The sequence below is a fragment of the Agrobacterium bohemicum genome, from assembly GCF_002896715.1.
In the GTDB taxonomy this organism is placed as follows: Bacteria; Pseudomonadota; Alphaproteobacteria; order Rhizobiales; family Rhizobiaceae; genus Agrobacterium; species Agrobacterium bohemicum.
On the sequence record NZ_PGEL01000026.1, the window covers coordinates 345,171 to 371,342 of the forward strand.

Here is a 26,172-nt window from a genome sequence, read left to right on the forward strand (position 1 = left end):
GAATTTTCAAGGACGCGTGTTTGTCTCAAGATTATAATGTTCCTTCAATTCCCGTCGTCGGTGTCGGCTCTTCGGCCGGTGGTCTGGAGGCGTTGCGCGAGATGTTGAGTGCTGCCGAGGTTCCGACCGGGCTTGCATTCGTTGTCGTTCAGCATCTCGACCCTCATCATGAGAGCATGCTGGCAGAACTGCTGGACCGGCATACCGGGTTGAGCGTGCGCCAATGCGAAGGCGGTGAAGCGATAGAGGCCGACACTGTCTTCATCATTCCACCGGGCAAGGGACTGAGCATTGAGCGAGGGCGGCTCGTGCTGAACGATTTTGCCCAGCCGCGCGGCCTGCGCCGGCCAATCGACGATTTCTTCATCTCTCTCGCCAACGATCAGCAATCGAATTCGGCCTGCGTCATTCTTTCGGGAACCGGAGCCGATGGATCGACCGGCCTTCGCGCCATCAAGGNAAATGGGGGGCTTTGTGTCGTTCAGGAGCCTTCGACAGCCAAATATGATGGCATGCCCGTTTCGGCAACCGGCACCGGCCTTGTCGATTTCATCAAACCGCCACAGGAAATTCTCGCCTGCATCGGCGGGTTCTTCTTTCGCAAGAATCAGGGCGCCGATNAAAAAGAAACGCCAAAGATCGCCGATATTGTCGAGGACCTCTGCACGGCTCTTCGGCGTAGCATCGGCCATGATTTTACCGGCTACAAGCAGACGACCTTCGTTCGGCGCGTGGAGCGTCGCATGCATGTGCTGGGTATCGGCAAGGGGTCCGAATATCTAGCCCGTGTCCAGAACGACCATAAGGAGTGCGATGCGCTATTTCGCGATTTGCTGATCAACGTTACCCGCTTCTTTCGTGATCGGCATTCGTTCGACGTTCTGAACGAGATTGGCATCACCAATCTGATGCGGGATGCGGCTGGTAGCGAAGAAGGTGTGCGTGTCTGGATTCCCGGCTGTTCGAGCGGGGAAGAGGCGTACACGATCGCGATCCTGTTCGCGGAGGCTGCCCGGACACTCAACCTGCCATGCAATGTGCAGATATTTGCGACCGACATTGATGAGAGCATGCTCAAAATCGCGCGGGAGGGATCGTATCCGATAGCTTCGCTCGCAGACATACCGCACGAGCTGCAAGAGCACTACGTCATTCCGCACAAGGAGCGTTTCAACTTCATTGGCCAAATCAGGGATATGATCCGCTTTTCCGGCCATAGCCTGATCAAGGACCCGCCTTTTTCCAAGGTGGACCTCGTCTCCTGCCGCAACCTGCTGATCTATTTTGACGAAAAGCTGCNAAAAACGGTCATGCCGCTTCTGCACTACGCGATCCGGCCCGGTGGCTTTCTGTTTCTGGGGTCGTCGGAAACGGTGGGTCGTTTCGACAGCGTTTTCTCTGTGATCGACCAGAAGGCAAGATTGTTCGAGCGCCTGCCCGGTTCGCCCACCTACCCTATTCCGCTGACCGGAGAGCGCAACAATCGCCGTCCTGCCAAACCCAGAGCCGAGGTCGAAAAAGTAACGGGTTCGATAGACGAACTGGCGGCAAACCGTCTGATGGAGCGCTACGTGCCCGCAAGCGTCGTTCTGGATAATGACGGGCAGATTGTTGCGGCTTACGGTCGCCTTAGCCGGTTCTTCGAATTTCCAGTGTCGGGAACGAGTGAATCCAGCGCGGCAACATTGGCACGCCCTGGCGTTAAAGAACAGCTGGGCACGCTGCTGCGACAGGCCAGAGCGGCAAAGCGGCGCGTCGTTGCGCGCAATGTCGAGGTGTTAACAGACTTCGGCACTCTGAAGACCGAGATCATCTGCGACCCACTTGAAGACAACGCCTGTCTCGTGGTGTTCCAGGAATCGGCAACGTTCACGCCGCTCGAAGCCATTGATCTCGTTGAAATGGAACCCGGAGACGGCCATGTCGAGGCGCTGGAAAGGGAACTGCGCTCAACGAAACACCGGTTGCGATCAGCAACAGAGGAGTTGGAGACGGCCAATGAGGAGTTGAAGAGCTCCAACGAAGAAATGATGTCGATGAACGAAGAGCTTCAATCGACCAACGAAGAACTGACGACCGTCAACGACGAGTTGAAGACAAAGGTCGATGAAGTCTCCGTTGCCAACGCCGATCTGCGCAATTTCTTCGATTCCACTAGTCTGGCCGTCATCGTTCTCGATGATAGGATGAGGCTTCGGTCCTACACCAAAGCGGCAACGGCGANTTTTCCGTTACAGCCGACCGACCGCGGCCGCCCCCTATCCGATGTGGCCAGCCGGTACCCCTCGCTGGACTTCACCACACGCGTGNAAAGCGTGATGGCCACCGGTGCCGAATATAACCAGACGGTCATGGACCCTGAGCAGGAACGGACGTTTTCGCTGCGCATACTGCCCTATCGAACTGCCAATGGCGCGATAGACGGTGCGACGATCATCATGACCGACATATCGCACGCGCTGAGCGTCGAGAGCCAGTTGGCGGCCGAGCGGGAGCGTCATGAACTGGCAGTCGAAGCAGCCGGGATCGGCGTATGGGAGTATTTGCCGGACCACGGAGAATTCGTGTTGGGGGGCGCGGCGATGGATCTGCTGCAGACCCGCGACGGCAGGCCTGCGCTGCAGGCCGTCCTGCAGAATTTCAGCGAGCCGGACCGCCAGCAACTGCGCGAAGCGCTGGATTCTGCCGTCCACAACCACACCGGCTTTGAGCTGACCTCGCGCATCATGGGCAATGACNGGCGNCCAAGGTGGCTGAAAACCTTTGCGCGTCATGTTGCCGAAAGCGAGCCCGGCCNGGTGATCGGGGTAAGTGTGGATGTGACGGCTGAACACGAGCTGGCTGAAGCGCGCGAGCTGATGCTGAGCGAAATGAACCACCGCGTGAAAAACCTTTTCGCGATGATTGGTGGAATATTGCGCATGGCAGCGCGCAAACACGAGACCGTCAAGAGCCTGGTGGAAGACGTCGAGGGCAGAATTCTGGCGCTTGGAAGCGCGCATTCACTGGCGTCCAACCAGAAACGCACATCGGCAGTTCATATCAACGACCTGATCGATACCATCCTTGCGCCCTATGACCGGCACGCCGAAATCGACATTCAGGGCGACAATTTCCTCATAGCTGTCAACTACATCACCCCGCTGACGTTGATCCTGCACGAATGGTCGACCAACGCCTTGAAACACGGCATTCTTGGGAAGTCCGGTGGGCATTTGCGCATCAGCTGGGAAGAAAAAGACGATCACATCGAACTGGTTTGGAACGAAATCGGCACGGACGCAGTTGAGAGGTCTGTAGTGGCCGGATTTGGGACGGTTTTGTTGACAAGTGCCGCAAGGCAGATTGGCGGCACGGTCTTAACGGACATCAGCGGGGTGAGCGTCACGCACACCCTGACGATGAGGAACAAGGTAAGACATGACCGATAAAACTGTGTTGCTGGTTGAAGACGAAATCTTTGTCGCGATGGATATCCAGATGACCCTCGAAGATGAGGGTTGGACCGTTGCAGGACCTTTTCCGAGCACCGCAGACGCTTTGTCCTATCTCGACGAGAATGTCCCAACCTGCGCTATTCTCGACGTTCGCCTGACGGATGGCGATGTGTTTCCTGTCGCTGACAAGTTGCGTGAAACGAACGTACCATTCGTATTCCACTCTGGCCATGCCGATGGCAGGGCATTGGAAAAAGTCTATCCTGACTCCGCTTTCTGTCAGAAACCGTGCCTGCCGAGCAGCCTGTTACAGCAGGTAGCGCAACTGTTGAATCGCAACGAGCCTCAAAAGCGCGCTGCCGCCCTTTGAACGATTCACGAAATCGTTAACCACGTTAAAATCCCGGAACGATACAGTCGTTCAATCATTGAAGCCTTATGTACGGCTAAACTGATGTCATAAAGACGTTGGTTTTGCTGTCCTGCGATTCCTCTTTCGAAAGGCTTCCCTGTGAACCAGAAAACATTGGTCGAGGTTTCCGTGCCTGATACGGACGGAACCATGATCCCTTTCGGCATCATGAACAGCGAGCAGGCAGCCGAACTACCCGACGACTACGAGGTTTTGATCGCACATCCAGCGGGCGATCAGAACGAGCTACCGACAGGCCCGCAGGCGGATGTAGCGGTTTAAATGCTCAGTCTGACGCGACCTGTCAGACTCTCGCCGGTGCGTAGAATTTTAAGGCCCGTATGGATGCGTTGCTCCTCAGGCAATTGCAGTGTGCCAGCAGCCATCGAAACAGGCTCCAGGCAGATATAGCGGTCAGTTCGATGCGCGGCGAGATGGCCGAAGACCGCATCGGCCTCCNAAATAAGACAAGAGCCATCACCCTGTACAATTTGAGCTTTGGACCAATGCGCGAAGTGTTTCGTGTAAGCCGGTGTCGCTGACAAGATCGTGGTAAAGCGCGGCGTTGGAGGCTGCCCCGTAGGGACATCACACGCGTCCAGCGGATAGGCCAGTTCTGCATCCGTCGATGCTTCACAAGCGAGATTTGCTGCNAAATAAGGATGCCAGCCAATGCCGGCGGGTGCTGGTATGTCCGCCCTGTTCGTCATCGCAAGATGGATGCTCAAGCCATTCGGATCGAGTGAGAAGGATTGCCGCGCTTCGAAGGCGAAGGGCCACTCGGCGTCCGCTTCGTAGGCAAGCGAAAGAACGACCTGCGTTTCCGTCTGGCTGACAACGCGCCATGAACGTCGGTGCGCGGGTCCATGGATGGCATCGGCGCCGAGAGCGGGATGGGGCGACACATCGTATGTGATGCCCGCACGCACGAAGCGCGCTCCGTAGAGCCTATTGTGATACGGAAACAGCGGATAGGCGCCAGCCTTCGGCCAGTTCCACGGCTCAAAGGCGTCAACCTCGGTCGGCACCAGAACATCACCGACATCAGCGTGGGTGAGATGTGTCATGCGCCCACCCCAAGCGGGCCGGATGCGGGCCGAGAACGGCCCGCTGGCAATCGAAATCACATCAGGCGAAGGCATAAGAGCCGTCTGGCCGCTTCGGAACGCGGCGCTGCCAGTGGATGTAGCCGTCTTCCTGCATGGCCTTTTCATCCATCTCGACACCCCAGCCGGGGCGGTCTGGCCGCAGTTCCAGATACCCGTCTTTCGGCAGATAGGGATCGACCACGTAACGTGTCTCGTCTTCGCGGGTTTGGATATCCGTGCCGCCATAGACGTAGCACTGGCCCTTTGGCAGACGGTATTCCAGAATGCGGAAATTCTGCTGGGCGGCAGAAAAATGTACGTTGACGGCGGTGGCGAGCGGTCCCATCGGATTATGTGGCGCGATGCTGACGAAATGCGCTTCGGCAAGCGTGGCAATGCGGCGCATTTCGGAAATGCCGCCAACGACGCAGATATCCGGCTGGATGATATCCGCGCCCTTGACCTGCAAGAGCCGCAGAAATTCATTGCGGTTGTAAAGGCTTTCGCCGGTGGCCAGCGTGCAGTTCAGACCCTGCTTCAAGTCGCCCCACATCTCGATATTTTCAGGACGCAGAGGCTCTTCGAAAAACAGCGGATCGTATGGTGCGAGCGCATTGCCGAGCTGGCGCGCGGCTGCGGGTTCGAAAATCTTGGCGTGAGCATCGAAGGCGATATCGTAGTCCGAGCGCACGGTTTCGCGAAGTGAGCGGAAATATTCCGCCGAACTTCTGACGACCTCACCCCAGCGATGGGCGTGGATGTCGAGACGCCATGGGCTGAGCTTGAAGGCAGTAAAGCCCCACTCCTCGTTCAGCCGGTCGAACTCTTCCTTGGCCGCAGGTGCATCCGGGGCCGTGTAGACACCGGCATAGACCTTGATACGGTCACGCACTTCGCCGCCCAGCAGCTTGTAAACCGGCACGCCTGCGGCCTTGGCTGCCAGGTCCCACAGGCAATGGTCGAGCGCGGAAATGGCCGACAAGCCCAGCGCACCCGGAGGAAAACGGTTCTGCTGAAGCATGAGATTATAGAGATATTCCACCCGCGTCGGGTCTTGCCCAGCAAGGAAGTTGTAGAGGTAATCGAGGATCGGCGGCAGTGCGAGGTCGGGGCCGTGATTGTAGCACTCGCCCCAGCCGGTCAGCCCGTCATCGGTATCCAGCGCCACGACGACACGCGGACGGTCCTTGTCGCGGGTGACGAATACCCGCATGCGATCGATTTTCATGCTCTTGTCTTCCTCGTGGANTTTAGAAGCCGCATCGTGTCATCCGGCTTTGCTTTCGGTCTTGACGGTAGCAGGCTCGATGTAACGGAAGCGGCGCGTGCGGTCCCGGTCCCGCGGATCGGGGCGTGGAATGGCGGAGAGGAGCGCCTGCGTGTAGGGATGATCCGGCGCGTTGCAGACCTTTTCTGCATCCCCCACCTCAACCAGCTTGCCGCGATACATGACGCCGACGCGGTCGCACATATATCTGATGACGCCGATATCGTGGCTGATGAAGATGTAGGCGAGGCCCAACTCGTCCTGGAGCCGCATGAGCAAATCCAGCACCTGAAATCGGACGGATACGTCGAGCGCCGATGTCGCCTCATCCGCAACGATGATGCGGGGTCGAAGTGTAATGGCGCGGGCAATGCCGATACGCTGACGTTGACCGCCTGAAAAGGCATGCGGGTAACGCTCACGTCCAGCGGGGTCCAGCCCCACTTGGTCCATCAGTGCGCAGACGCGCTCATCCAGTTCTTTGCCCTTGGCGATGCCGTTGACCAGAAGCGGTTCACCAATGACCTGAGCGACCGTCATGCGTGGGTTGAGGGAGCCGAACGGGTCCTGAAACACCATGCGCAGTTCCCGCCGTGCGGCTTTGAGTTCCGCACCCTCGATCTTGGCCAGATCAACCACGCTGCCGTCAGTCTTGCGGTACAGCATCTCGCCGCCGGTCGGATCATAGAGCCGCATGATGGCGCGACCCATGGTGGTCTTGCCGGAGCCGCTTTCACCAACGATGCCGAGCGTTTCGCCCGGCAACAGTTTGATGGAGACGCCGTCCAGCGCCTTCATTTCCCCGAAGTGCATGGAGAGGTTCTTCACCTCCAGAATGGGGGCCGCGGTGATATCCAGCGGCGGGCGGGCCAGCCGTATTTCTGCTTTCTGTTCAAGCTTCAGAACAGAGCCGATCAGCATATGGGTGTAAGGGTCTTGCGGGCTGTGGAAGATTTGTTCGACCGTGCCATATTCCTTGGCAATGCCGTGATGCATGACCAGCACGTCATCGGCAATCTGCGCAACCACGCCCATATCGTGGGTGATGAACAGCACAGCCATGCCATGCGCCTTTTGCAAACGGGCGATAAGGTCGAGGATTTCAGCCTGTGTCGTCACGTCGAGTGCCGTCGTCGGCTCATCGGCGATCAGCAATTGCGGTTTGCAGGCCAGTGCCATGGCAATCATGGCGCGCTGGCGCATGCCACCGGAATATTGGAAGGCGTATTTATCCAGCGCGGTGTCCGGGTTGGGGATTTCGACCTGCCGGAGCAAATTTATTGCCTCGGCACGAGCCTGTGCCTTGTTCATTTTGAGATGCAGGCGCAACACTTCGGTAATCTGGTCTCCGACGGTATGCACCGGCGAGAGCGACGACATCGGCTCCTGAAAAATCATCGAAATATCCGCGCCGCGCACCGAACGGATGGCGCGACCACGCGGGTCGAGCTTTGCCAGATCCAGCGTCGTGCCATCTGCACGGTTGAGGATGATGGAGCCGGACGCGATGTGACCGGGGCTGTCGATAATTTGCAGAATGGAGCGGGCAGTGACGGATTTGCCAGAACCGCTTTCGCCGACGACGCAGAGGGTCTTACCCGGATCAATCGAGAAAGAGAGGTCGTTGACGGCGCGGAACACCCCGTTGCGCACCGGAAATTCCGTGACCAGATTGCGGACTTCGAGAAGTGGCTTTGCAGGCTTGATCGCGTTGATATCGCTCATCTTTGGCCTCACTTGTTGTAGGGATCGGCTGCGTCACGCAGACCGTCACCGAGCAGGTTGAGCGCCATGACGGCGACCACGACAGCCACACCGGGCAGAAACAGCCAGGGCGCGGTTGCGATGGAGCGAATGTTCTGGGCCTCGCGAAGCAGCACACCCCAGGAAATGGTAGGTGGTTGCAGGCCAAGGCCGAGGAAGGACAGCGACGTCTCGGCAAGGATCATCGCCGGAACCGCCAATGTGACGGAGGCGATGATGTGGCTGGAGAAGCTGGGCAGCATATGGCGGAAGATGATGCGCCTTTCCGGCACGCCATCCAGCCGCGCGGCCGCCACGAACTCTTCGGTTCTGAGCGACAGGAACCGGCCACGCACGACGCGGGCAAGCTGCGCCCAGCCAGTGAGCGACAGAATGATGGTGATCATCATGTATTGAAGCGTGGCGGGCCAGCCCTGCGGAAGGGCTGCGGCCATGGCAAGCCAGATGGGGATGGTGGGCAGCGACAGCACGAAATCGATAACGCGCTGCAAGACGAAATCGATGCGGCCACCATAATAGCCTGAGATACCGCCCAAGACGACGCCGAGCAGCAGCGAGAAAAACACGCCGACAAGACCGATGGACAGCGATATCTGTGACCCCTGCACGACGCGGCTGAAGACATCGCGCCCGAGACGGTCTGCCCCGNAAAGGAAGAGAGGGCGGGTCTTATCGGTGGAGGCCAGAAGGTGGATGTTGGTGTTGAACAGACCAAGCACCGAATATTCGTAACCGCGACCGAAAAGCTGAATCGGGATTTTCTTGCCCGTATCTTCAACAAAAACGGCGGCCAGTGTTTCAGGATCACGCGTCAGCTTGAGCGGATAATAATGCAGGCCGACCGNAAAACCATTTGTCGTATCCAGCAAATGGACCCGTTGCNGGGGATAGAAGGTGGCACGGGCGTTTTGCAGCACAGGATCATTGATGGCAAAGAAGCCCGGCACAAGAGCCACGATATACATGGCAATGGTGATGAACAGCGCGGCCATGGCCAGCCGGTGGCGTTTGAACGCCCACCAGATGAGCTGCCATTGCGAGGCGACGGCGGCACGGTCCGGGCGGACAGTGGTGGTGATGGCAATGTCACTCATGACGCCCTCCTATTCGAGACGAATGCGCGGATCGACCAGCGCAAGCAGGATATCGCTGATCAGCGATCCGATCAGCGTCAGCGCGCAGATCAGGAGCACGAATGNCCCGGCGAGATACATGTCCTGCGCCATCAACGACTGCAAAAGCAGTGGCGCGGCAGTGGGAAGGTTCAGGACGATGGCAACGACCACGGAGCCCGAGATAAGGTTGGGCAGCAGCCACGCAATCGTAGAAATGAAAGGATTGAGCGCGATCCGCAGCGGATATTTCGTCAGCAGGCGAAACTCCGACAGGCCCTTGGCACGCGCCGTGGTGACATAGGGTTTCGGCAACTCGTCCAGCATATTGGCGCGCATGACACGGATAAGGCTGGCGGTGGAGGAGATGGCAAGGATGGCCACCGGCAACCAGATATGCGCCATAAGATCGACCATCTTGCCGATACTCCAGGACGCGACTTCGTATTCCGGCGAAAACAGACCGCCGACATCGGCACCAAACTCCACCGCAGCAACGTACATCAGCACCAGCGCCAGCAGGAACGACGGCACGGAAAGGCCGAAAAAGGAAAACGCGGTAAAGAGATAATCGCCAATCGAGTATTTGCGAACGGCGGAATAGACGCCGATGGGAAGGGCAATCGCCCATGTGGCCAGAAGGCTTGCGACGGCGAGTACCAGCGTCAGGGCCATGCGTTCCCAGATGAGACCCGACACCGGCTGTTGCCACTCGAAGGAGATACCGAAATCACCACGGCTGATGATACCCCAAATCCACTTCAGATATTGAAGGATCATCGGGTCATCAAGGCCGAAACGCTCACGCAATTGCGCGGCTGTATTATGGTCGATGACTTCGTTGGAAGCGGCCAGCGTGGCGATATAGGTCGTGACATAGTCGCCGGGAGGCAACTGGATGAGGACGAAGGCCAGAAAACTGACGGCAAACAGGGACGGGATCATCCACAGCAGGCGTTTCACGATAAAAATCAGCATGTCGCTCTCGCAATCACATTTTACCGCACACGCCGCCGTCACTGAACGACGGATTGCGAGCGGTCGACACAGTCTGAAAAGCGTCGCCGCCCGAAAACGGCGGCGCCCATGTGGCATTGTTAGCTTGTGAAGGTGAACTGTTGCGGCAGCGCGGGACCGGGGTTCGGCCACGTCCAGCTGTCAGGTTCCGTTTCCGGTACGTTGCGAAGATTGTTGCGGATGATGCCGAAACCACCAACGGCGAGGCAAAGACCGATCGTCTCGAACTCTTCTGCCGCAATATCGAAGATCTGCTTCATCTTCTCACCACGCTTGGCAAGATCGGCTGTCGAGCGTGCTTCATCGAACAGCTTGAAACGCTGCTTCTGGCTTTCCGGCGGCTCTTCGCCCTTCTGCCCGTTCGATGTGTACCAGAGCGCCCAGGGAATGGCGTAGCGCGAGCCCTGTGGATGAAAGGCGAAGAAGTCACGTGGGTCGAGCATCGGATCGAGACCACCCGGACCCGGCCACACCGCTGCATCATGGGCGTTGTCGTCGCCACGTGTGTAATACAGCGCGCGCTCGATGGTATTGACCTTGATATCGATACCGATCTGCGCCCACTGTGCCTTTACCAGTTCCAGCGCATCGACAAGATCGGGATAAAGCGTGGGAATGACATCGATGGAGAAGAAGACGGGCTTGCCATCGGGGCGCAAGCGCATGCCATTGCCGTTCTTCTTGTCGTAGCCGGCTTTGTCCAGAAGGTCGTTGGCCTTGTCGGCATCGTATTCGGTGTACTGGCGCGCAAGTTTTTCGTGGTACCAAGGGTGTGTCGGGCGCGGTCCAGCCTGGTAACCTTCGCTCTGACTGAAATAGACGATGTCGATGANTTCCTGACGGTTCAGAGCAATGGACAGGGCCTGACGGAAAGACTTGTCGGCAAACATCTTGCGCATCGCCGGGTCTTTATGAGTGATGTTGAGATAAATCTGGCACTGCTGGGCAGCCGATGGCACCAGCGTCAGCAGGCGATAATCACCCTTCTTCATGNTTTGCGATAGGGTCGGCTTATTGGCGAGAACGCTGATATGGCGCTCCTGAATGTCGATCTTGCCGGAGATGACGTTCAACATCAGCGATTCCACATCCTGCGAAATGCCGAAATTGACTTCATCGATATAGGGCAACTGGTTGCCTTCGGTATCGACCTGCCAGAAGTACGGATTGCGCGTCATGACAACGCGCGTCGCGCCGCCAGAATAGGGTTCCTTGACCACCCATGGGTCGAGCGTTGGCTTGTCTATATTCGACCAGCGCGAGGGAATTTCGATATCACCGCACTTTGCCCGGAAAAGTTCGGTCCAGCTGGAAACACCAGCGGCCTTCACATCGGCATCGAGAGCCGTGTTGTATTTGGGCAGGAACTTGCTGCAATAATGCTTGGCGAACATCGTCGGATGCTGGCCGAGCGGGGTCGCGAGGTTTTCGAGATAGAGGGCGTTTGGTGCGGCGAAAATGAATTTGACGGTGAACTCGTCGACTTTTTCAACGGTGACTGCCTTGCCTGCGACAGCAAGCTGCGCCGGGGTGGCGCTGTAAAGTTCCGTGTTTTTGATGCAATCCTCGATGGCGAAGACGACGTCATCTGCCGTGAACGGATGGCCGTCAGACCACCTGGCACCTTGTATGAGATGGAATGTGAACTGCGAGGCGTCGTCGCTGACTTCCCATTTTTCCGCCAGGTTCGGCAGAACTTCGGTGAAGTCCATGTTCCAGCGTACCAGACCCTGGTTGCCGACCATGCGCAGAATGCCGTTATGGTCCGAAGAGCCGCGAAGACCGCGACGCAACGTGCCACCGTATGTGCCGANTTTTTCGTGCGGCGTTACCACCATCGGATTTTTCGGCAACCGGTCGGCCAGTGGCGGCAACTTGCCGTCTTTTACCATGGCCGCCAGCGCGGGTGCTTCTTTGCCGCCAGCGGCAAATGCANGGGCTCCCAGAACCGAGACGGCGGCAACGCCTCCAAGTCCTGCGACAAAGGTTCGGCGTGTCACGCCCAGCGAAAACTGATGCTCGTCGCTCATCGATTATCCTCCCNAAAAGTCACTGGCAGCAACAGAGCTTTCGCCCCGTCGCAACGACCCTCCCGGTCAGCCAGCATGCCAATCCTCCATCGGCACGCAGACCATATGGGCGTTTTCAGATGATTACAAGTATTGACAGATTTTTACAGATTTTTTATTGATGGGTCACTTGCGGGGCTCCACCGAGGCTTCGTGCAACTCTTCGTTTCGATCCGCACCAACCTTAAAAACATAACAAACTCAGCGGTTTGCAACCCAAAAAGGCGCGCTGATGGATAATCTGGCGACATCTGCTCCTTCCCGAAGCGACACCCGTTTCAGCGACATCATTTATGAAAAGATCGTCGGGATGATTTCCGACGGGCGGTTTCCGGTCAACGAACGCCTGCCTTCCGAACAAAACCTCGCTCTGCTGTTTGGTGCATCACGACCGGTTGTGCGTGAAGCGCTGGAACGGTTGCGCAATGACGATCTGATCGTATCGCTCAAGGGCTCGGGCTCCTATGTTCGTCAACAGCCTGATTCGTCGGTTTTGCAGCAAATCCCGGTGGGATCGCTGGCCGACGTTCAGCGCTTTTTCGAGTTCCGATCCGGGCTGGAAGCATCTGCTGCGGAACTGGCAGCGCGCAATTGGCAGACTGCCGACAGAGCACGCATCGAACAGGCCATTATCGCCTTGGAATCCTGTCTTGAGAGCGGCGATCTCGGCGCGGACGAAGATTTCGCGCTGCATGAAGCCATTGCCATGGCCAGCCAGAACCAGTTTCACATCACTGTCCGGGCCTGGTTCAAGCCGCATTTTTCCATCGGACAATCCGTGACGCGAAGCCTCAGCCTGAAGCGGACGCCGCAGCGGGTGCGCAATGTGCAGGACGAGCACACGGCAATCGTGGAGGCGATTTTCGCACGGCGCGAACGGGCTGCGCATGATGCTATGNAAAACCATGTTCTGAAAGCCCGCGCCCGGATGTTCGAAGGCGTGGGAAGCTGAGGTAGATTGCAAATGACCCAACCGCGCATCATTGAACCAACGTTCAATCAATTGATCGATGTCCCTCTCAAGGTGGGCGAATCGCCGGTTTGGGATGACCGTACGGGCACTCTTTGGTTTGTCGATATTCTGGCGCCTGCGGTGTTTCGTCTCGACCAGTCCGGACATCTCGACCGCTTCGACATGCCAGCCCCTGTCGGATGTCTTGGTCTTTGCGAAAACGGTCTGGTCGTGGTTGGCCTGAAGACCGGTGTGCATCTGCTTGATCCGGCAACGGGAAAGCTGGACCTTCTTTGCGACCCTGACGGTGGGCGTCCTGACAGCCGTCTCAATGACGGCAAGATCGGGCCGGATGGCCATTTCTGGGTAGGAACGCGAGACGAGGCCGTGCCTCAGACCGGCAATGCCCGTCTTTACCGCGTTGGGCCAAACGGCGACTTCACGTGTGTGATCGACGGCGACATGTTGACCTCGAACGGTCTCGCCTGGAGCCCGGATGGCAGGCGGATGTATCATTCCGATAGCAGCGGGTTGCTGCTGCAAGCGTTCGATTTCGATCCGCAGACCGGGCAATTGGGACCCGCGCAACGGCTGCACGACTTCGCGCCTGGCGAAGGAAGGCCGGATGGAGCGGCAACGGATAGCGAGGGTTTTTACTGGAGCGCAGGCGTTCAGGCGGGTCGTCTGAATCGGTTCTCGCCAAAGGGCCACATCGTGGAAATTTACACATTTCCGTTCAAGGGTCCGACCATGCCCTGTTTCGGTGGGCCGGATTTAAAAACGCTCTATCTGACGAGCCTTACAACGGAAAATGACGGCACCAGCGTGGCCGGTACCGTCATTTCATTTAAAGCTCCAGTCGCTGGCGCGCTCGTCAGCCGGTTTGCCCTTTAACCTTTACAGCACGCGTGGAACGTCATCGTTCTCATCGGGATTGGGAAGCGGCAAATCATCCGGCAGGCCATCGGGTTCTGGCTCTTTGACCGGTGGAACATCGGGCTGCGGTGTAAGGGGTGGAACCTGTCCCGGAACGGGTTCAACAGGGATGACAGTCATGGACGTCTCCTAATCATGAAATCGGCGGGCAACATCTTTTTCGAAATCGCCGTTCGGTCCACTTTCGTTCGCCGGTTTGGTCCATTCAGATTTGATGTCGCCCGCCTCGCGGGTATCATGGGGTAAACGTATCTGGCCCGTCAGAGTTCCAGATGGTTTCGGATCAGGCGAAGCCGAGGGAGTTCCTGGCAACTTCGCGGCGATCACCATAGTCGCGGGTATGGGATTCGTGGCCATATTCGCGGGCGACCATGCGGCCAACCTGCATGTCGGGCATTTGCAGAAGAGCGTCGGCATAGGTGCCGGTTTCTTCCTCTACCACGACAGTATTCTGCGCTGTTTTCAAAAAATCGAACATGGCTTCCTCCCACTCCAATGTTAATTTGTTAACGCGTCAGTTGCGTCCCTGTTCCCTCCCAGAAAAGCGAAACAACCTTTGTAGATCAAACCAATAATACAACACGGTTTTTTGACAATCCGTTACAGCGCATCGTTAAAATAAAGTCATTTTACTGGACCAGACGATTGCCGCAGAACCAGATCGACGGGCCAAAGTTCCTGACACTCCGTTACCGGGCGGCCTGCAATGATCTGCAACAGCAAATCCGTCACCCTTTCCCCTGCCATGCGCTGGGGAGAACGGGTCGTGGAAAGCGATGGCAGCATGCTTTCAGGCGTCAGATAGGGGAAGACGTCATCATGCGCGATGACGGACACATCCTTGCCGATGACGAGACCAAGCTGGCTCGCGGCGCGGTAGACGCCCTGCGCCGTCATCATGGCACCAGCAACAAAGGCCGTGGGACGCGGGCNTTTTTCCAGCAGGGAACGAGCGAATTGAAATGCCGTTTCCTCGCTGAAGGGTGACGACAACATCATGCGCGGATCGGCTACGATATTCATCGTCTCCAGAGCGTCGCGATAGCCGTTTTCGCGATCGATGACGAAGGTTCTGCCCTTGGGGCCGTTGATGAAGGCGATGCTGCGATGGCCACGTTCAAGCAGATGCACGGTGGACAGATAGGCCACGGAATGGTTGTCGATATCCAGCCACGCATGTTCGCACTTCGTGGCAGAGCGCCCGTGAACCATGAAGGGGACGCCGAGTTTATGCAGGAGCGCGATACGCTCATCATCAGGGCGCGGCGAGTGAATGATGATACCATCGACGCGGCCGCTCTGCGCCAAGCGGCTGAAGATGCTGAGTTCCTCGTCGAGATCGTTGTCTGTGGTCACGCTGACGAGGATATCCGTATCCTCGCCCTCCAGGCGGCTGGCCATACCGCCCATGAATTCCGAGAAAAAATGCCCGCCACCGCTTCGGCCCATGACGACGCCGATGGCACCTGCCCTGCCCGTGACAAGACGTACGGCATTCGCATTCGGCCGGTAGCCGAGTTTGCGGGCGGCTTCCGTGACCCGGTCGCGGGTTTCCTGCCGCACCTCGGGGTAGCCGCCCAGCGCCCGACTGACGGTGGTGGGTGACAAACCCACTTTTTCTGCAAATTCCTTGAGTTTCATAGGCCCCGCCGTTTCTTTCTGAATGCTTCGATCAGAGCAAAGTTTCAAGCCAATAAAATTGAAATCGATTTCAAATCTTTATCACAATCGGCGCGATACAGATACTCGCTGCATCGTTTCATCTAAAACGAGACGAATAATCCGTCCGTATCGTTTCAACTTTGCCCCTATTGACACATAGGCGCTAATTTGACAGCTTTCCGAAGTCGAAAGCGTTTTCAATTCAGAGGATGATTGAATGCGCCATGGAGGAGTTTTGACAATGAATGTTTCTATAAAAGTTTTGTTGCTGTGCGGCAGCATGATGGCTACGGGCTTTGCCGCGCAGGCTGCGGAAATTTCGATGGCCGCGAATTCAACGGGCAAAAACCTGAATTTCATCCGCGAGCAACTGGTGGAGTTCGAAAAGCAGAGTGGCCACAAGGTGAAACTCGTCACCATGCCGCCATCGTCCAGCGAGCAATTCAGCCAGTACCGCCTGTGGCTCGCGGCTGGCAACACAGACGTCGATGTCTACCAGACCGACGTGGTCTGGGCACCGCAACTGGCAGAGCAGTTCGTCGATCTGACCGAGGCTGCCAAGGATGTCGTTTCCAAGCACTTCCCGTCCGTCATCGCGTCGCAGACGGTGGATGGCAAGCTGGTTGCCATGCCTATGTACACGGACGCCCCGGCCCTGTTCTACCGCAAGGATTTGCTGGAGAAATACGGCAAACAGCCGCCCAAGACCTGGAAGGAACTGGCAGAAACCGCCAACGAGGTTCAGGACAAGGAGCGCACGGCCGGACAGAAGGACATGTGGGGCTTCGTGTTTCAGGGAAGCGCCTATGAGGGGCTGACCTGCAACGCGCTGGAATGGATCGCATCTGCTGGCGGTGGCCACATCGTCGAGACCAATGGCGACATCAGCATCAACAATGAGAAGGCTGCCGCTGCCCTCGAGATGGCCAAGAGCTGGATCGGCACCATCTCGCCACAGGGCGCGCTTGCCTACAAGGAAGAGGAAGCGCGCGGCGTCTGGCAGACAGGCAACTCCGTGTTCATGCGCAACTGGACCTACGTCTACGCGCTTGGCAATGGTGGTGATAGCGCCATCAAGGGCAAGTTCGGCGTCGTGCCTTTGCCTGCGGGCACTGAAGGCGAAACAGCGGCTTCGACATTGGGCGGTTGGAATGCGGCCGTCTCCAAATACTCCAAGAACCAGGAAGCAGCTATCGCGCTGGTGAAATTCCTAGGGTCGGAAGAAACGCAGAAGAAGCGGGCCGTCGAACTTTCCAACATGCCGACGATCGCGGCCCTCTACGACGACAAGGATGTCGCTGCAGCACAGCCATTCATGCCGCTGTGGAAGCCGATCTTCGAAACCGCCGTGCCGCGCCCATCAGCGGCAACCAAGGTGAAATACAACGAGGTTTCGGCAAAGTTCTGGGGCGCCGTACACAACACGCTGTCCGGCACCGGCACTGCGGCTGAAAATCTCGAACTTCTGGAAGTCGAACTCACCGATCTCAAGGGCGACAGCTGGTAATTCGGCGTCACCCGTCAGGTGGCCGTTACCGGTCACCTGACGCCTCTNAAACACGGTGGGAAACGATATGAGTAAGATAACCACAGGCAGAACTGCCTCAGCGCAAGTGCTCGGTTCCGATTTACAATCGGAACGTCTTCGCTCCGCGTGGCTGTTTCTGGCGCCTACATTTTTGACACTGGCACTGGTTGCCGGTTGGCCCTTGGTCAGAACCGTCTGGTTCAGCCTGACCGACGCATCCCTGACCAGTCTTGGCGATGCGCAGTTTGTCGGCCTGAAGAACTATCTTTCATGGATCACACTCAGCAGCGGCCGCACGGTCTATCGCGGCCTGCTGGCAGACCCCGCTTGGTGGGGTGCTGTGTGGAACACGCTGAAATTCACGCTGATTTCGGTTTCGGTTGAAACCCTCTTCGGCCTGATCGTGGCGCTTGTTCTCAATGCGGATTTCAAGGGTCGCGGCCTCGTTCGCGCCGCCATTCTTATTCCATGGGCCATTCCGACCATTGTTTCCGCCCGCATGTGGGCATGGATGCTGAATGATCAGTTCGGCATTCTCAATGACATGATGCTGAACCTCGGTCTCATCTCGCNAAAGATCGCCTGGACCGCCAATCCTGAAACGGCAATGACGGCGGTATTGATCGTGGACGTCTGGAAAACGACGCCGTTCATGGCGCTGCTCATTCTGGCCGGACTTCAGATGGTGCCGAAGGATATGTATGAGGCGGCCAAGGTGGATGGCATTCACCCCATCAAGGTGTTCTGGCGCGTCACGCTTCCGATGATCCGGCCTGCGCTGATGGTTGCGGTTATTTTCCGCATGCTGGATGCCATGCGCGTCTTTGATCTCATCTACATTCTGACGCCGAACAACGCCCAGACACGTACCATGTCGGTGCTGGCCCGCGAGAACCTCTTCGACTTCGACAAGTTCGCTTATGGCGCGGCAGCATCCACCATGCTGTTTCTCATCATCGCCTCCGTCACTGTCATCTACATGTGGTTGGGCCGGGTCAACACGGATGGAGGAGCACGATGACCGCCTCTGATGTTATCAAGACAACGGCGTTCTACGCCCTCGTCGCCATTATTGTCATCATCGCGGTCTTTCCGTTCTATTACGCGATCCTGACGAGCTTCAAAACCGGAACGGCACTGTTCGAGATCAACTATCTGCCGACATCGATCTCGTTCAGCAATTACGGCGATGTGCTGGGCAATGACAGCTTTCTGCGCAATCTCGGCAATTCCCTGCTGGTTGCATCCTGCGTCGTGGCATTGTCACTGTTTCTGGCCGTGACCGCCGCCTACGCCTTGGCGCGTGTGCGGTTCAGAGGCCGGTCGCTGCTGCTGCTGACGATCCTCTCGGTGTCGATGTTTCCGCAGATTGCGGTTCTGGCGGGCCTGTTCGAGCTGATCCGCTGGGCTGGCGTCTTCAACACGCCGTTTGCGCTGATCNTTTCCTACATGATCTTCACCCTGCCCTTCACGGTCTGGGTTTTGACGACCTTCATGCGGGATCTGCCTGTCGAAATCGAGGAAGCGGCAATAGTTGATGGCGCATCGCCATGGGTTATCATCACGCAGGTCTTCATGCCTCTGATGTGGCCGGNCTTGGTGACGACGGGGCTGCTGGCCTTCATCGCGGCATGGAACGAGTTCCTGTTCGCCTTGACCTTCACCTCGTCCAACGAGCAGCGCACGGTGCCGGTGGCTATCGCGCTTCTGTCAGGCAGCTCTCAATTTGAAATTCCATGGGGAACGATAATGGCGGCATCCGTCATCGTTACCGTACCCCTCGTCATCCTCGTTCTGATCTTCCAGCGGCGCATCATTTCCGGCCTCACGGCTGGTGGCGTCAAAGGTTAGGAGATACATTCATGACCAGCATACAATTGCGCGATATCCTTAAATCCTTCGGTGCCTTCGACGTCATCAAAGGCATCGACATGGAGATCAAATCCGGTGAGTTCATGGTCTTCGTCGGGCCATCCGGTTGCGGCAAGTCCACCCTGCTTCGGCTCATTTGCGGCCTTGAAGAAATTACCGGCGGGGAACTTTCCTTCGAAGGCCAAGTGGTCAACAGGCTAACGCCCGCCAACCGTGGCGTGGCGATGGTGTTCCAGTCCTATGCGCTCTATCCGCATATGACGGTTTTCGAGAATATGGCCTTTGGTCTGAAGCTTGCCGGTTCGACTAAAGACGAGCGCCGCAAGCGGGTCGAGGCGGCAGCAGAGATGCTGCAACTGACGCCTTATCTGCAACGCCTGCCCAAACAACTGTCCGGCGGACAGCGCCAGCGCGTCGCCATTGGCCGCGCTATCGTGCGTGATCCAAAGGTGTTTCTGTTCGATGAGCCGCTATCCAACCTCGATGCCGCACTGCGCGTTGCGACCCGTCTCGAAATAGCCAAATTGAACCGCAGTATGCCTGACACGACAATGATCTATGTTACCCATGATCAGGTGGAGGCCATGACGCTGGCAGACAGAATTTGCGTGTTGCGTGATGGCCGTGTGGAACAGGTCGGTACACCGCTGGAGCTTTACGAAACACCGGTCAATACCTTCGTGGCGGGCTTCATCGGCTCGCCGCAGATGAATTTCCTGACCGGCAAACACGCCGACACCTACGGCGCTCACACCATCGGCATCCGCCCGGAACACATCGTTGCCGGAGATGGTGCCGATGGCTGGACGGGCGACATCGTGCATGCGGAAATGCTGGGTTCCGACAGTTACATTTATGTGGACATTGGGGCAGCGGAACCTGTCGTTGTGCGTGAAGATGGCGTTTCCAACCGGCAGACAGGCCATAAGCTGACCATCGCGCCGCTGCCAGAGCACATTCATCGTTTCGACGCGCAAGGGAACGCTCTGCCGAAAACCCAAACTCGCGCCGCCTGATACAATCGAGACCCATCTTCACCGGCAGTCCTCTCAAGTGCCGGATCATCAAGGAGCATACATATGACCATCAATACCGTCGTCTGGGGCGAAAACATCCACGAGCATGTCAACGAAACCGTTCGCGCGATCTACCCCAACGGCATGCACACCACGATTGCCGATGCCTTGAACAAGACCCCCGAGATCAATGCCACCACCGCTACGCTTCAGGAGCCTGAACACGGGCTATCGCAGGAGCGGCTTGATAAGACCGATGTTCTGGTCTGGTGGGGTCACAAGGACCATGGTGCCGTTCAGGACGAGATCGTCGAGCGTGTCGCCAAGCGTGTCTGGGAAGGCATGGGCCTGATCGTTCTGCATTCCGGCCACTTCTCCAAGCCATTCAAGCGGCTGATGGGTACCCCGTGCGCGCTGAAGTGGCGTGAAGCGGGCGAGCGCGAGCGCCTGTGGAACATCAATCCCCGCCACCCGATTACAGCAGGCTTGCCGGAGTCCTTCGAACTCGAGAACGAGGAAATGTACGGCGAACAGTTTTCCGTGCCGGAACCGCTGGAAACCGTCTTCATTTCCTGGTTCCAGGGCGGCGAAGTCTTCCGCTCCGGCCTGACATGGCGCCGCGGTGCTGGCAACATTTTCTATTTCCGCCCCGGCCACGAGACATATCCGACCTATCATGATGCCAATGTGCAGAAGGTGATCAGCAACTCCGTCAAATGGGCCTATAACCCCGCAGGCGCGCTGACCAGCATCCACGAAGCTCCGAACGTACCGGTCGACAAGGCACCGGNAAAAATCGAAGAGCGCGGTCCGAAACTCCACGCGGCTGGCGAAGCAGGTTACAGGTAATCGATATGAGACTTCTTATTCTTGGTACTGGCGGCATGGCCAACACCCATGCCATGCATTTCTCACTGATTTCCGGCGTCGAACTCGTTGGCGCTGTGGATGTGGACGACGTCATCGTGCGGGCCTTTGCGGCGCGCCACAATATTGGCACCACCTTTACATCGCTGGATGACGCGATTGCGTGGGGCGAATTCGATGCGGTCGCCAATGTGACACCTGACGCGATCCACCACCCGACCACGCTCAAGCTGCTGGCCGCAGGCAAGCACGTGTTCTGCGAAAAACCCTTGGCGGAAACTTATGCGAAGGCCGCCGAAATGGCGGATGCGGCGGAGAAATCCGGTCTCGTCGCCATGGTCAACCTGACCTACCGCAACGTGGCACCGTTGCAGGCTGCGCGGCAGATGGTCACCGATGGCAAGATCGGCAAGTTGCGGCATCTGGAGGCATCATACCTCCAGAGCTGGCTGGTTTCCAAGGCCTGGGGCGACTGGATGACAGAGAGCAAATGGCTCTGGCGTCTGTCGACCAAGCACGGGTCGAACGGCGTGCTGGGCGATGTCGGCATCCACATTCTCGACTTCGCTTCCTATGGCGCAGGCAGCGATGTGGAACGCATTTTCACACGCTTGAAGACCTTCGACAAATACGAGGGCAACAAGATCGACGTTTATGATCTCGATGCCAACGACAGCTTCACCATGACAGCCGAACTCGAAAACGGGGCAATGGGCGTGATCCACGCCAGCCGCTGGGCAACCGGCCACCTGAACGAGCTACGCCTTCGTCTGCACGGCGACAAGGGCGCTCTGGAAGTGATCCATACGCCTGAATACTCCACGCTTCGCGGCTGCCTGGGTGAAGACGTGGAAAAAGCCGTCTGGAGAGACATCGAAGTTGAAGACGTCGAAACCAACTATCAGAAATTCGCCAAGGCGGTGATGGAGGGCGGACAGGCCGATCCGAATTTCCGCCACGCTGCAAACCTGCAAAAGGTGCTGGATCTTTCCATCGTCACCGACCGGGAGAGACGCGAGATTGCCGTATCGGCCTGACTTGGGTCCTCTAAAAGCAACGAAAAAAGGCGGCCTCAATGGCCGCCTTTTCTGCTTGAAGCGCGAACAAATGAGTGCGGTGCAGCATTGAGAATATGCTTGCCTCGAAATGATAATATGACTTTAATGGCGATAGTATCAGTTCGCAGGTTCATTATGCGCTCACGCGTCAGTTCCTCTCCAAGCTAACAATGACGTCTGCCCGCGCCGGTCGCGCGGCTTTTTGCGTCGAACAATCATGTCATGTAAAAGGAAGTGCAGTGAAAATCGCCATCGTAGGATGCGGATCACGTCATAAGATGTTCCGCGATTCCGTTACCGAAGACTACTCTGACAAGCATGAGATCGTAGCACTTTGCGACAGCAACGCTCACCGATTGGGTGAGGCTGCAAAAGCCATATCCAAACCCGGGACGAACGGCGTTCCGACCTATCTAGCGGAAAATTTCGATCAACTGATAGCTGAGCAGAAGCCCGATACCGTTGTCGTGGCGACGCCGGATTTTCTGCATTCCGACTATATCGTTCGAGCTTTCGAGGCCGGTTGCGACGTTATTTGCGAAAAGCCGCTGACGATAGACCTGTCGCGATTGAAACAGATCGTGGACGCGCAGGCGCGCACCGGCCGCAAGGTCATGGTCACGTTCAATTACCGTTATTCCCCTGCCCGCACGCAGATCAAGGACATGCTGACCTCAGGCGTCATCGGCACGGTCACCGCGGTGGACTTCCGCTGGCATCTGGACCGGGTCCATGGCGCGGATTATTTCCGGCGCTGGCACCGACACAAGGNAAATTCCGGGGGGCTGCTGGTTCACAAATCCACGCATCACTTCGACCTTCTCAACTGGTGGCTGGCGTCCGCCCCGACAGACGTGTTCGCGTCTGGCCAAAGAGCGTTTTACCGACCGGAAACAGCGGTGGAACTGGGTCTGCAAGACCACGGCCCGCGATGCGCAGACTGTCCCGTGGCGGAAAGATGTGCGTTTCGCCTCGATCTCTCCGCCGATGAACAGTTACGCGCTCTTTATCTGGATGCCGAGGACGAGGATGGTTATTTCCGCGACCGCTGCGTGTTCGATGCCGATATCNGCATCGAGGACACCATGCAGGCCCATATCCGTTACGCATCCGGTGTGACCGCCAACTATACACTGACGGCCTATTCACCCTGGGAAGGTCTGGAAATTCGCTTTCAGGGCACGAAGGGCGAAATTACCCATAAGCACATCGAGGTACACGGCGTCTTCGGCGGGGTACGTGACCACGCGGATGAGGAAGCGATCACGACCGAACTGCATCTGGCGGGCGAAAAACCGAGAATGATTGATGTTCCCAAGGCTACGGGAGATCACGGTGGCGCAGACCCTGTGATGCTGGGCTATATCTTTGCCCCTGAAACCATGGAGCCTGATCATTTCAACCGCGCTTCCGACCATGTTTCGGGTGCATGGTCCATTCTGACAGGCATTGCAGCCAATGCTTCCATCGACACGGGATCTGTCGTCAACATCCGGTCTATGCTGAAGTCACGCGACATTCGAATTTGNAAAGACCCTGNAAAGGAAAAAGCCTGCCGCGGGAGGAGGTGCGGCAGGCTTTAAACTTGATCAGCAACTGGGAGGAGGAGTGCTGCTGATCCACATCTTGCGACGCTGGGAGGAGGAGTGCGTCGCTTCGATGTTTTGAATATAACGCTCCTGAAAAAATTTAACAGAGCAAGTCTCGCAAGGCAGCAATGCATTATTGCATGGCTCAATAATGTCTGCCTCGTTTTTCATCACATCCTCATGTAGCGGTCACTGTATCGCGATGCACCTGAAAACCGGCGAAGGATTGGTTGACCGGCATCATTTCGATGCTGTTGATGTTGATGTGTTTCGGCTGCGACGCGACCCAGTGGATCGTATTGGCGATATCCTCCGAAACGATTGGGTTTACGCCCTTGTAGAGGTTATCGGATGCCTCCTGATTGCCGCCGGTACGCACGACGGTGAATTCCGTTTCGCACATGCCTGGCTCTATCGAGGTCACGCGGACGCCCTTGCCATGCAAATCCGAACGCAGTCCCAGTGAAAACTGGCGCAGAAACGCTTTGGTCGCCGCGTAGACGTTGCCGCCAGCATAAGGCCAGTGGGCTGCGACCGACGACATGTTGATGACCATGCCGTGACGCTCGATCAGCCCCGGCAACAGGTGATGCGTGATGTTAAGCAGGCCGGTGATGTTGGTGTTGACCATGGTTTGCCAATCCTTGAGCGGCACCTGCGGTGCGGGGCCGGTGCCGAGCGCCAAGCCAGCATTGTTGACGAGAACGTCGATATCCCTGAATTCGGCGGGAAGCACTTCGAATTGCGAGCGCATAGCCGCTTCATCGGTAATGTCGAACACCATACCGTGAAAGGCAGTCCCGAGCTCCGCTCCCAACTCCGCCAAGCGATCCGCACGGCGCCCCGTGCCGATGACCTTCCAGCCATCCNTTGCNAAAAGTCTGGCTGTCGCNTTTCCGAAGCCTGATGTTGCGCCGGTGATAAGAATTGTTCCGCTCATAATAGCTGTCTCCGCTTTGTCTATCTTGTCTTTTAAAGAAGTGCTTTCGCCGCCTGCGCCAGACACTCTTTGAAAGCCGCAAGGTCGGTATAGACTGTTTCAGCAGACGCATTACCGACCACGACGATCCCACCGCGTCTGATGATACCGCCGTGCAGCATGAGATTATCGACCATGTCGAAGNTTTCGATAGAGAGGCCGTCGGGCCCTCTGTATCGGCCGGTTTCGTCCTGGTTGGCGATGCCGCCATTATAACCCAATATGCGGTCAAAATGGTTGGTCGCGACATTGGTATAGGCGAAGACTGGTTTGCCCAGCGCGCACATGAAACCAAGCTCAAAACTCGTCCCTGTATCGGCAGCGATGCCTCTGAACGGCGTGAGGTTGGCAATGACGGCGTCCGCCTCGATCATCATCTGCTCATCAACCGCATTGATATTGCAGCCGTGACCGATTTTCGTGTCGGCAGGCGGAATTTCAAGGTCACCGGGGGAAAGTGGAATAAACCCGGCTTCTCGGGCAAGAGCCGCCTTGGCGTCGAGCATTGCACGGGCATTCGACAAAAACACTTCCGGCCCGGCGAGATAAATTTTGACTGGCATGACTATGCGGCACTTTTCAAAAGAGAAACATTCTGGCCAACTTAACCTTTCGGTTCGTGGCGATGCAAGGCCACGAAGAGGACAGAAAAGCAGCCTCAGCCGTATCGCTGATACGCATGATCAGCTATAGCCCCCGCAACAGTTTACCGGTGGAGACAAGAATGGCCGCAACGATCCGTTACCATGAAGGCGATATTTCGCTGAGTGATGCAGCGCGTTACACCGGCGCTATCGCCATCGATACGGAGACGCTGGGCCTAGTTCCGCGCCGCGACCGGCTTTGCGTGGTTCAGCTTTCTCCAGGTGACGGAAGTGCAGATGTCATTCGCATCGCGTCTGGACAAAAAGAGGCCCCGAACCTCGTTGCCATGCTGGAAGATCCCTCGCGTCAAAAGATTTTCCACTATGGCAGGTTCGACATCGCCGTTCTTTTCCACACATTCGGCGTGACCTCGAACCCGGTCTTCTGCACCAAGATCGCCTCTCGCTTGTGCCGCACCTATACGGANCGACACGGGTTGAAGGACAATCTGAAAGAAATGCTGGAGGTGGATATCTCCAAGGCGCAACAGTCTTCCGACTGGGCGGCTGAAAAGCTGTCGCCCGCGCAACTGGAATATGCGGCTTCCGACGTGCTTTACCTGCACGCGCTACGTGACAAGCTGACCGCACGCCTCATTCGCGACGGGCGCTACGAGCATGCTGAAGCCTGCTTCGCGTTCCTGCCGACCCGATCCAAGCTGGACCTGCTCGGTTGGGACGATACGGATATCTTCGCGCACAGCTGACGCCGGGTGGCGCGTACCAGAGCTATGGTTAGCGGATCATTAATCTTTGAAGACCATTCTTCACTGAGATGATTCGGTGCATTTCCATGCAACTGGACGTCCGTATTGGCGTTAGAGCCGAATACCGCGCCGCATGAGTGGTCGGGAATAACATCTGCGTCGTAACCATCGCCCACTCGACATCCGGGTCGATCCA

Annotated in this window: 24 protein-coding genes; 13 read left to right on the top strand and 11 right to left on the bottom strand. The window is 57.2% G+C overall.

Features of this window, described 5'->3' with window-relative positions; all coding sequences use genetic code 11:
• Positions 1 to 20 precede the first annotated feature (20 nt).
• The 3 genes from CUC55_RS15160 to CUC55_RS15170 all read left to right on the top strand — a co-directional run bounded on the left by CUC55_RS15160 (position 21) and on the right by CUC55_RS15170 (position 4,131).
• Entirely contained in the window at positions 21 to 3,431 is a 3,411-nt protein-coding gene (locus CUC55_RS15160) for a chemotaxis protein CheB (protein WP_245417767.1), read from the top strand.
• Positions 3,421 to 3,807: a response regulator gene (locus CUC55_RS15165; protein ID WP_170063891.1), complete on the top strand. Its 387-nt coding sequence runs from the start codon at positions 3,421 to 3,423 to the stop codon at positions 3,805 to 3,807. The genes CUC55_RS15160 and CUC55_RS15165 overlap by 11 nt, the downstream gene beginning before the upstream one ends.
• 141 nt (positions 3,808 to 3,948) lie before the next feature.
• Entirely contained in the window at positions 3,949 to 4,131 is a 183-nt protein-coding gene (locus CUC55_RS15170; protein WP_067647112.1) for a hypothetical protein, read from the top strand.
• Here CUC55_RS15170 and CUC55_RS15175 read toward each other — a convergent pair.
• From CUC55_RS15175 to CUC55_RS15200, 6 genes are all read right to left on the bottom strand, one after another.
• On the bottom strand, positions 4,128 to 5,063 hold the full coding sequence (locus CUC55_RS15175) for an aldose epimerase family protein (RefSeq protein WP_425352845.1): 936 nt from the start codon (positions 5,061 to 5,063) through the stop codon (positions 4,128 to 4,130). The genes CUC55_RS15170 and CUC55_RS15175 overlap by 4 nt on opposite strands.
• Positions 4,978 to 6,165, bottom strand: a complete 1,188-nt coding sequence (locus CUC55_RS15180) for a galactarate dehydratase (RefSeq protein WP_067647118.1) — start codon at positions 6,163 to 6,165, stop codon at positions 4,978 to 4,980. The genes CUC55_RS15175 and CUC55_RS15180 overlap by 86 nt, the downstream gene beginning before the upstream one ends.
• A 39-nt stretch (positions 6,166 to 6,204) precedes the next feature.
• Positions 6,205 to 7,929 (bottom strand): ABC transporter ATP-binding protein, encoded by a 1,725-nt coding sequence (locus CUC55_RS15185; protein ID WP_067647121.1) that lies wholly within the window; start codon positions 7,927 to 7,929, stop codon positions 6,205 to 6,207.
• An 8-nt stretch (positions 7,930 to 7,937) separates the two neighbouring features.
• Positions 7,938 to 9,062, bottom strand: coding sequence for an ABC transporter permease (locus CUC55_RS15190; protein WP_103088389.1), 1,125 nt, complete (start codon positions 9,060 to 9,062; stop codon positions 7,938 to 7,940).
• 9 nt (positions 9,063 to 9,071) lie between these two features.
• Positions 9,072 to 10,058 (bottom strand): ABC transporter permease, encoded by a 987-nt coding sequence (locus CUC55_RS15195; RefSeq protein WP_103088390.1) that lies wholly within the window; start codon positions 10,056 to 10,058, stop codon positions 9,072 to 9,074.
• A 119-nt stretch (positions 10,059 to 10,177) separates the two neighbouring features.
• Positions 10,178 to 12,127: an ABC transporter substrate-binding protein gene (locus CUC55_RS15200; RefSeq protein WP_103088391.1), complete on the bottom strand. Its 1,950-nt coding sequence runs from the start codon at positions 12,125 to 12,127 to the stop codon at positions 10,178 to 10,180.
• A gap of 271 nt (positions 12,128 to 12,398) precedes the next feature.
• Here CUC55_RS15200 and CUC55_RS15205 point away from each other — a divergent pair, with 271 nt between their 5' ends.
• Both CUC55_RS15205 and CUC55_RS15210 read left to right on the top strand, forming a co-directional pair.
• Entirely contained in the window at positions 12,399 to 13,118 is a 720-nt protein-coding gene (locus CUC55_RS15205) for a FadR/GntR family transcriptional regulator (RefSeq protein WP_103088392.1), read from the top strand.
• Positions 13,119 to 13,130: 12 nt separating this feature from the next.
• Complete coding sequence (locus CUC55_RS15210; RefSeq protein ID WP_067647137.1) at positions 13,131 to 14,012, top strand: SMP-30/gluconolactonase/LRE family protein; 882 nt, start codon at positions 13,131 to 13,133, stop codon at positions 14,010 to 14,012.
• A gap of 3 nt (positions 14,013 to 14,015) precedes the next feature.
• Here the strand turns inward: CUC55_RS15210 and CUC55_RS22895 are convergent, their stop codons facing one another.
• From CUC55_RS22895 to CUC55_RS15220, 3 genes are all read right to left on the bottom strand, one after another.
• Entirely contained in the window at positions 14,016 to 14,174 is a 159-nt protein-coding gene (locus CUC55_RS22895; RefSeq protein ID WP_170063892.1) for a hypothetical protein, read from the bottom strand.
• A 163-nt stretch (positions 14,175 to 14,337) separates the two neighbouring features.
• Positions 14,338 to 14,532: a hypothetical protein gene (locus CUC55_RS15215; protein ID WP_067647140.1), complete on the bottom strand. Its 195-nt coding sequence runs from the start codon at positions 14,530 to 14,532 to the stop codon at positions 14,338 to 14,340.
• Positions 14,533 to 14,678: 146 nt separating this feature from the next.
• Complete coding sequence (locus CUC55_RS15220; RefSeq protein ID WP_103088393.1) at positions 14,679 to 15,695, bottom strand: substrate-binding domain-containing protein; 1,017 nt, start codon at positions 15,693 to 15,695, stop codon at positions 14,679 to 14,681.
• Positions 15,696 to 15,957: 262 nt separating this feature from the next.
• Between CUC55_RS15220 and CUC55_RS15225 the strand changes: the two genes are divergently transcribed.
• The 7 genes from CUC55_RS15225 (at position 15,958) to CUC55_RS15255 (ending at position 23,640) form a co-directional block, all read left to right on the top strand.
• The gene (locus tag CUC55_RS15225) at positions 15,958 to 17,223 is read left to right on the top strand and encodes an ABC transporter substrate-binding protein (protein ID WP_067647150.1); all 1,266 of its coding nucleotides are present in this window, start codon (positions 15,958 to 15,960) and stop codon (positions 17,221 to 17,223) included.
• A gap of 67 nt (positions 17,224 to 17,290) precedes the next feature.
• Entirely contained in the window at positions 17,291 to 18,265 is a 975-nt protein-coding gene (locus tag CUC55_RS15230; protein ID WP_103088394.1) for a carbohydrate ABC transporter permease, read from the top strand.
• Positions 18,262 to 19,095 carry a carbohydrate ABC transporter permease gene (locus CUC55_RS15235; RefSeq protein ID WP_103088395.1) on the top strand — a complete coding sequence of 278 codons (834 nt, stop codon included), beginning with the start codon at positions 18,262 to 18,264 and terminating at the stop codon, positions 19,093 to 19,095. Before CUC55_RS15230 ends, CUC55_RS15235 begins: the two co-directional genes overlap by 4 nt.
• 11 nt (positions 19,096 to 19,106) lie before the next feature.
• Complete coding sequence (locus CUC55_RS15240; RefSeq protein ID WP_067647160.1) at positions 19,107 to 20,132, top strand: ABC transporter ATP-binding protein; 1,026 nt, start codon at positions 19,107 to 19,109, stop codon at positions 20,130 to 20,132.
• A gap of 63 nt (positions 20,133 to 20,195) precedes the next feature.
• On the top strand, positions 20,196 to 20,981 hold the full coding sequence (locus tag CUC55_RS15245) for a ThuA domain-containing protein (protein WP_103088396.1): 786 nt from the start codon (positions 20,196 to 20,198) through the stop codon (positions 20,979 to 20,981).
• A 5-nt stretch (positions 20,982 to 20,986) separates the two neighbouring features.
• The gene (locus tag CUC55_RS15250) at positions 20,987 to 22,036 is read left to right on the top strand and encodes a Gfo/Idh/MocA family protein (RefSeq protein WP_067647166.1); all 1,050 of its coding nucleotides are present in this window, start codon (positions 20,987 to 20,989) and stop codon (positions 22,034 to 22,036) included.
• A 191-nt stretch (positions 22,037 to 22,227) separates the two neighbouring features.
• Complete coding sequence (locus CUC55_RS15255) at positions 22,228 to 23,640, top strand: Gfo/Idh/MocA family protein (RefSeq protein WP_425352846.1); 1,413 nt, start codon at positions 22,228 to 22,230, stop codon at positions 23,638 to 23,640.
• A gap of 184 nt (positions 23,641 to 23,824) precedes the next feature.
• Here the strand turns inward: CUC55_RS15255 and CUC55_RS15265 are convergent, their stop codons facing one another.
• Together CUC55_RS15265 and CUC55_RS15270 are read right to left on the bottom strand one after the other, a co-directional pair.
• Complete coding sequence (locus CUC55_RS15265) at positions 23,825 to 24,586, bottom strand: SDR family oxidoreductase (RefSeq protein WP_103088398.1); 762 nt, start codon at positions 24,584 to 24,586, stop codon at positions 23,825 to 23,827.
• A 32-nt stretch (positions 24,587 to 24,618) separates the two neighbouring features.
• Entirely contained in the window at positions 24,619 to 25,188 is a 570-nt protein-coding gene (locus tag CUC55_RS15270; RefSeq protein ID WP_103088399.1) for a nucleoside 2-deoxyribosyltransferase, read from the bottom strand.
• Positions 25,189 to 25,349: 161 nt separating this feature from the next.
• Here CUC55_RS15270 and CUC55_RS15275 point away from each other — a divergent pair, with 161 nt between their 5' ends.
• Complete coding sequence (locus tag CUC55_RS15275) at positions 25,350 to 25,976, top strand: ribonuclease D (protein WP_103088400.1); 627 nt, start codon at positions 25,350 to 25,352, stop codon at positions 25,974 to 25,976.
• Positions 25,977 to 26,172 lie beyond the last annotated feature (196 nt).

Coding starts and splice junctions, on each gene's coding strand:
- CUC55_RS15240 (WP_067647160.1), top strand. CDS start 19,107: ATGACCAGCATACAATTGCGCGATATCCTTAAATCCTTCGGTGCCTTC.
- CUC55_RS15250 (WP_067647166.1), top strand. CDS start 20,987: ATGAGACTTCTTATTCTTGGTACTGGCGGCATGGCCAACACCCATGCC.
- CUC55_RS15215 (WP_067647140.1), bottom strand. CDS start 14,532: ATGTTCGATTTTTTGAAAACAGCGCAGAATACTGTCGTGGTAGAGGAA.
- CUC55_RS15225 (WP_067647150.1), top strand. CDS start 15,958: ATGAATGTTTCTATAAAAGTTTTGTTGCTGTGCGGCAGCATGATGGCT.
- CUC55_RS15180 (WP_067647118.1), bottom strand. CDS start 6,165: ATGAAAATCGATCGCATGCGGGTATTCGTCACCCGCGACAAGGACCGT.
- CUC55_RS15165 (WP_170063891.1), top strand. CDS start 3,421: ATGACCGATAAAACTGTGTTGCTGGTTGAAGACGAAATCTTTGTCGCG.
- CUC55_RS15210 (WP_067647137.1), top strand. CDS start 13,131: ATGACCCAACCGCGCATCATTGAACCAACGTTCAATCAATTGATCGAT.
- CUC55_RS15185 (WP_067647121.1), bottom strand. CDS start 7,929: ATGAGCGATATCAACGCGATCAAGCCTGCAAAGCCACTTCTCGAAGTC.
- CUC55_RS22895 (WP_170063892.1), bottom strand. CDS start 14,174: ATGACTGTCATCCCTGTTGAACCCGTTCCGGGACAGGTTCCACCCCTT.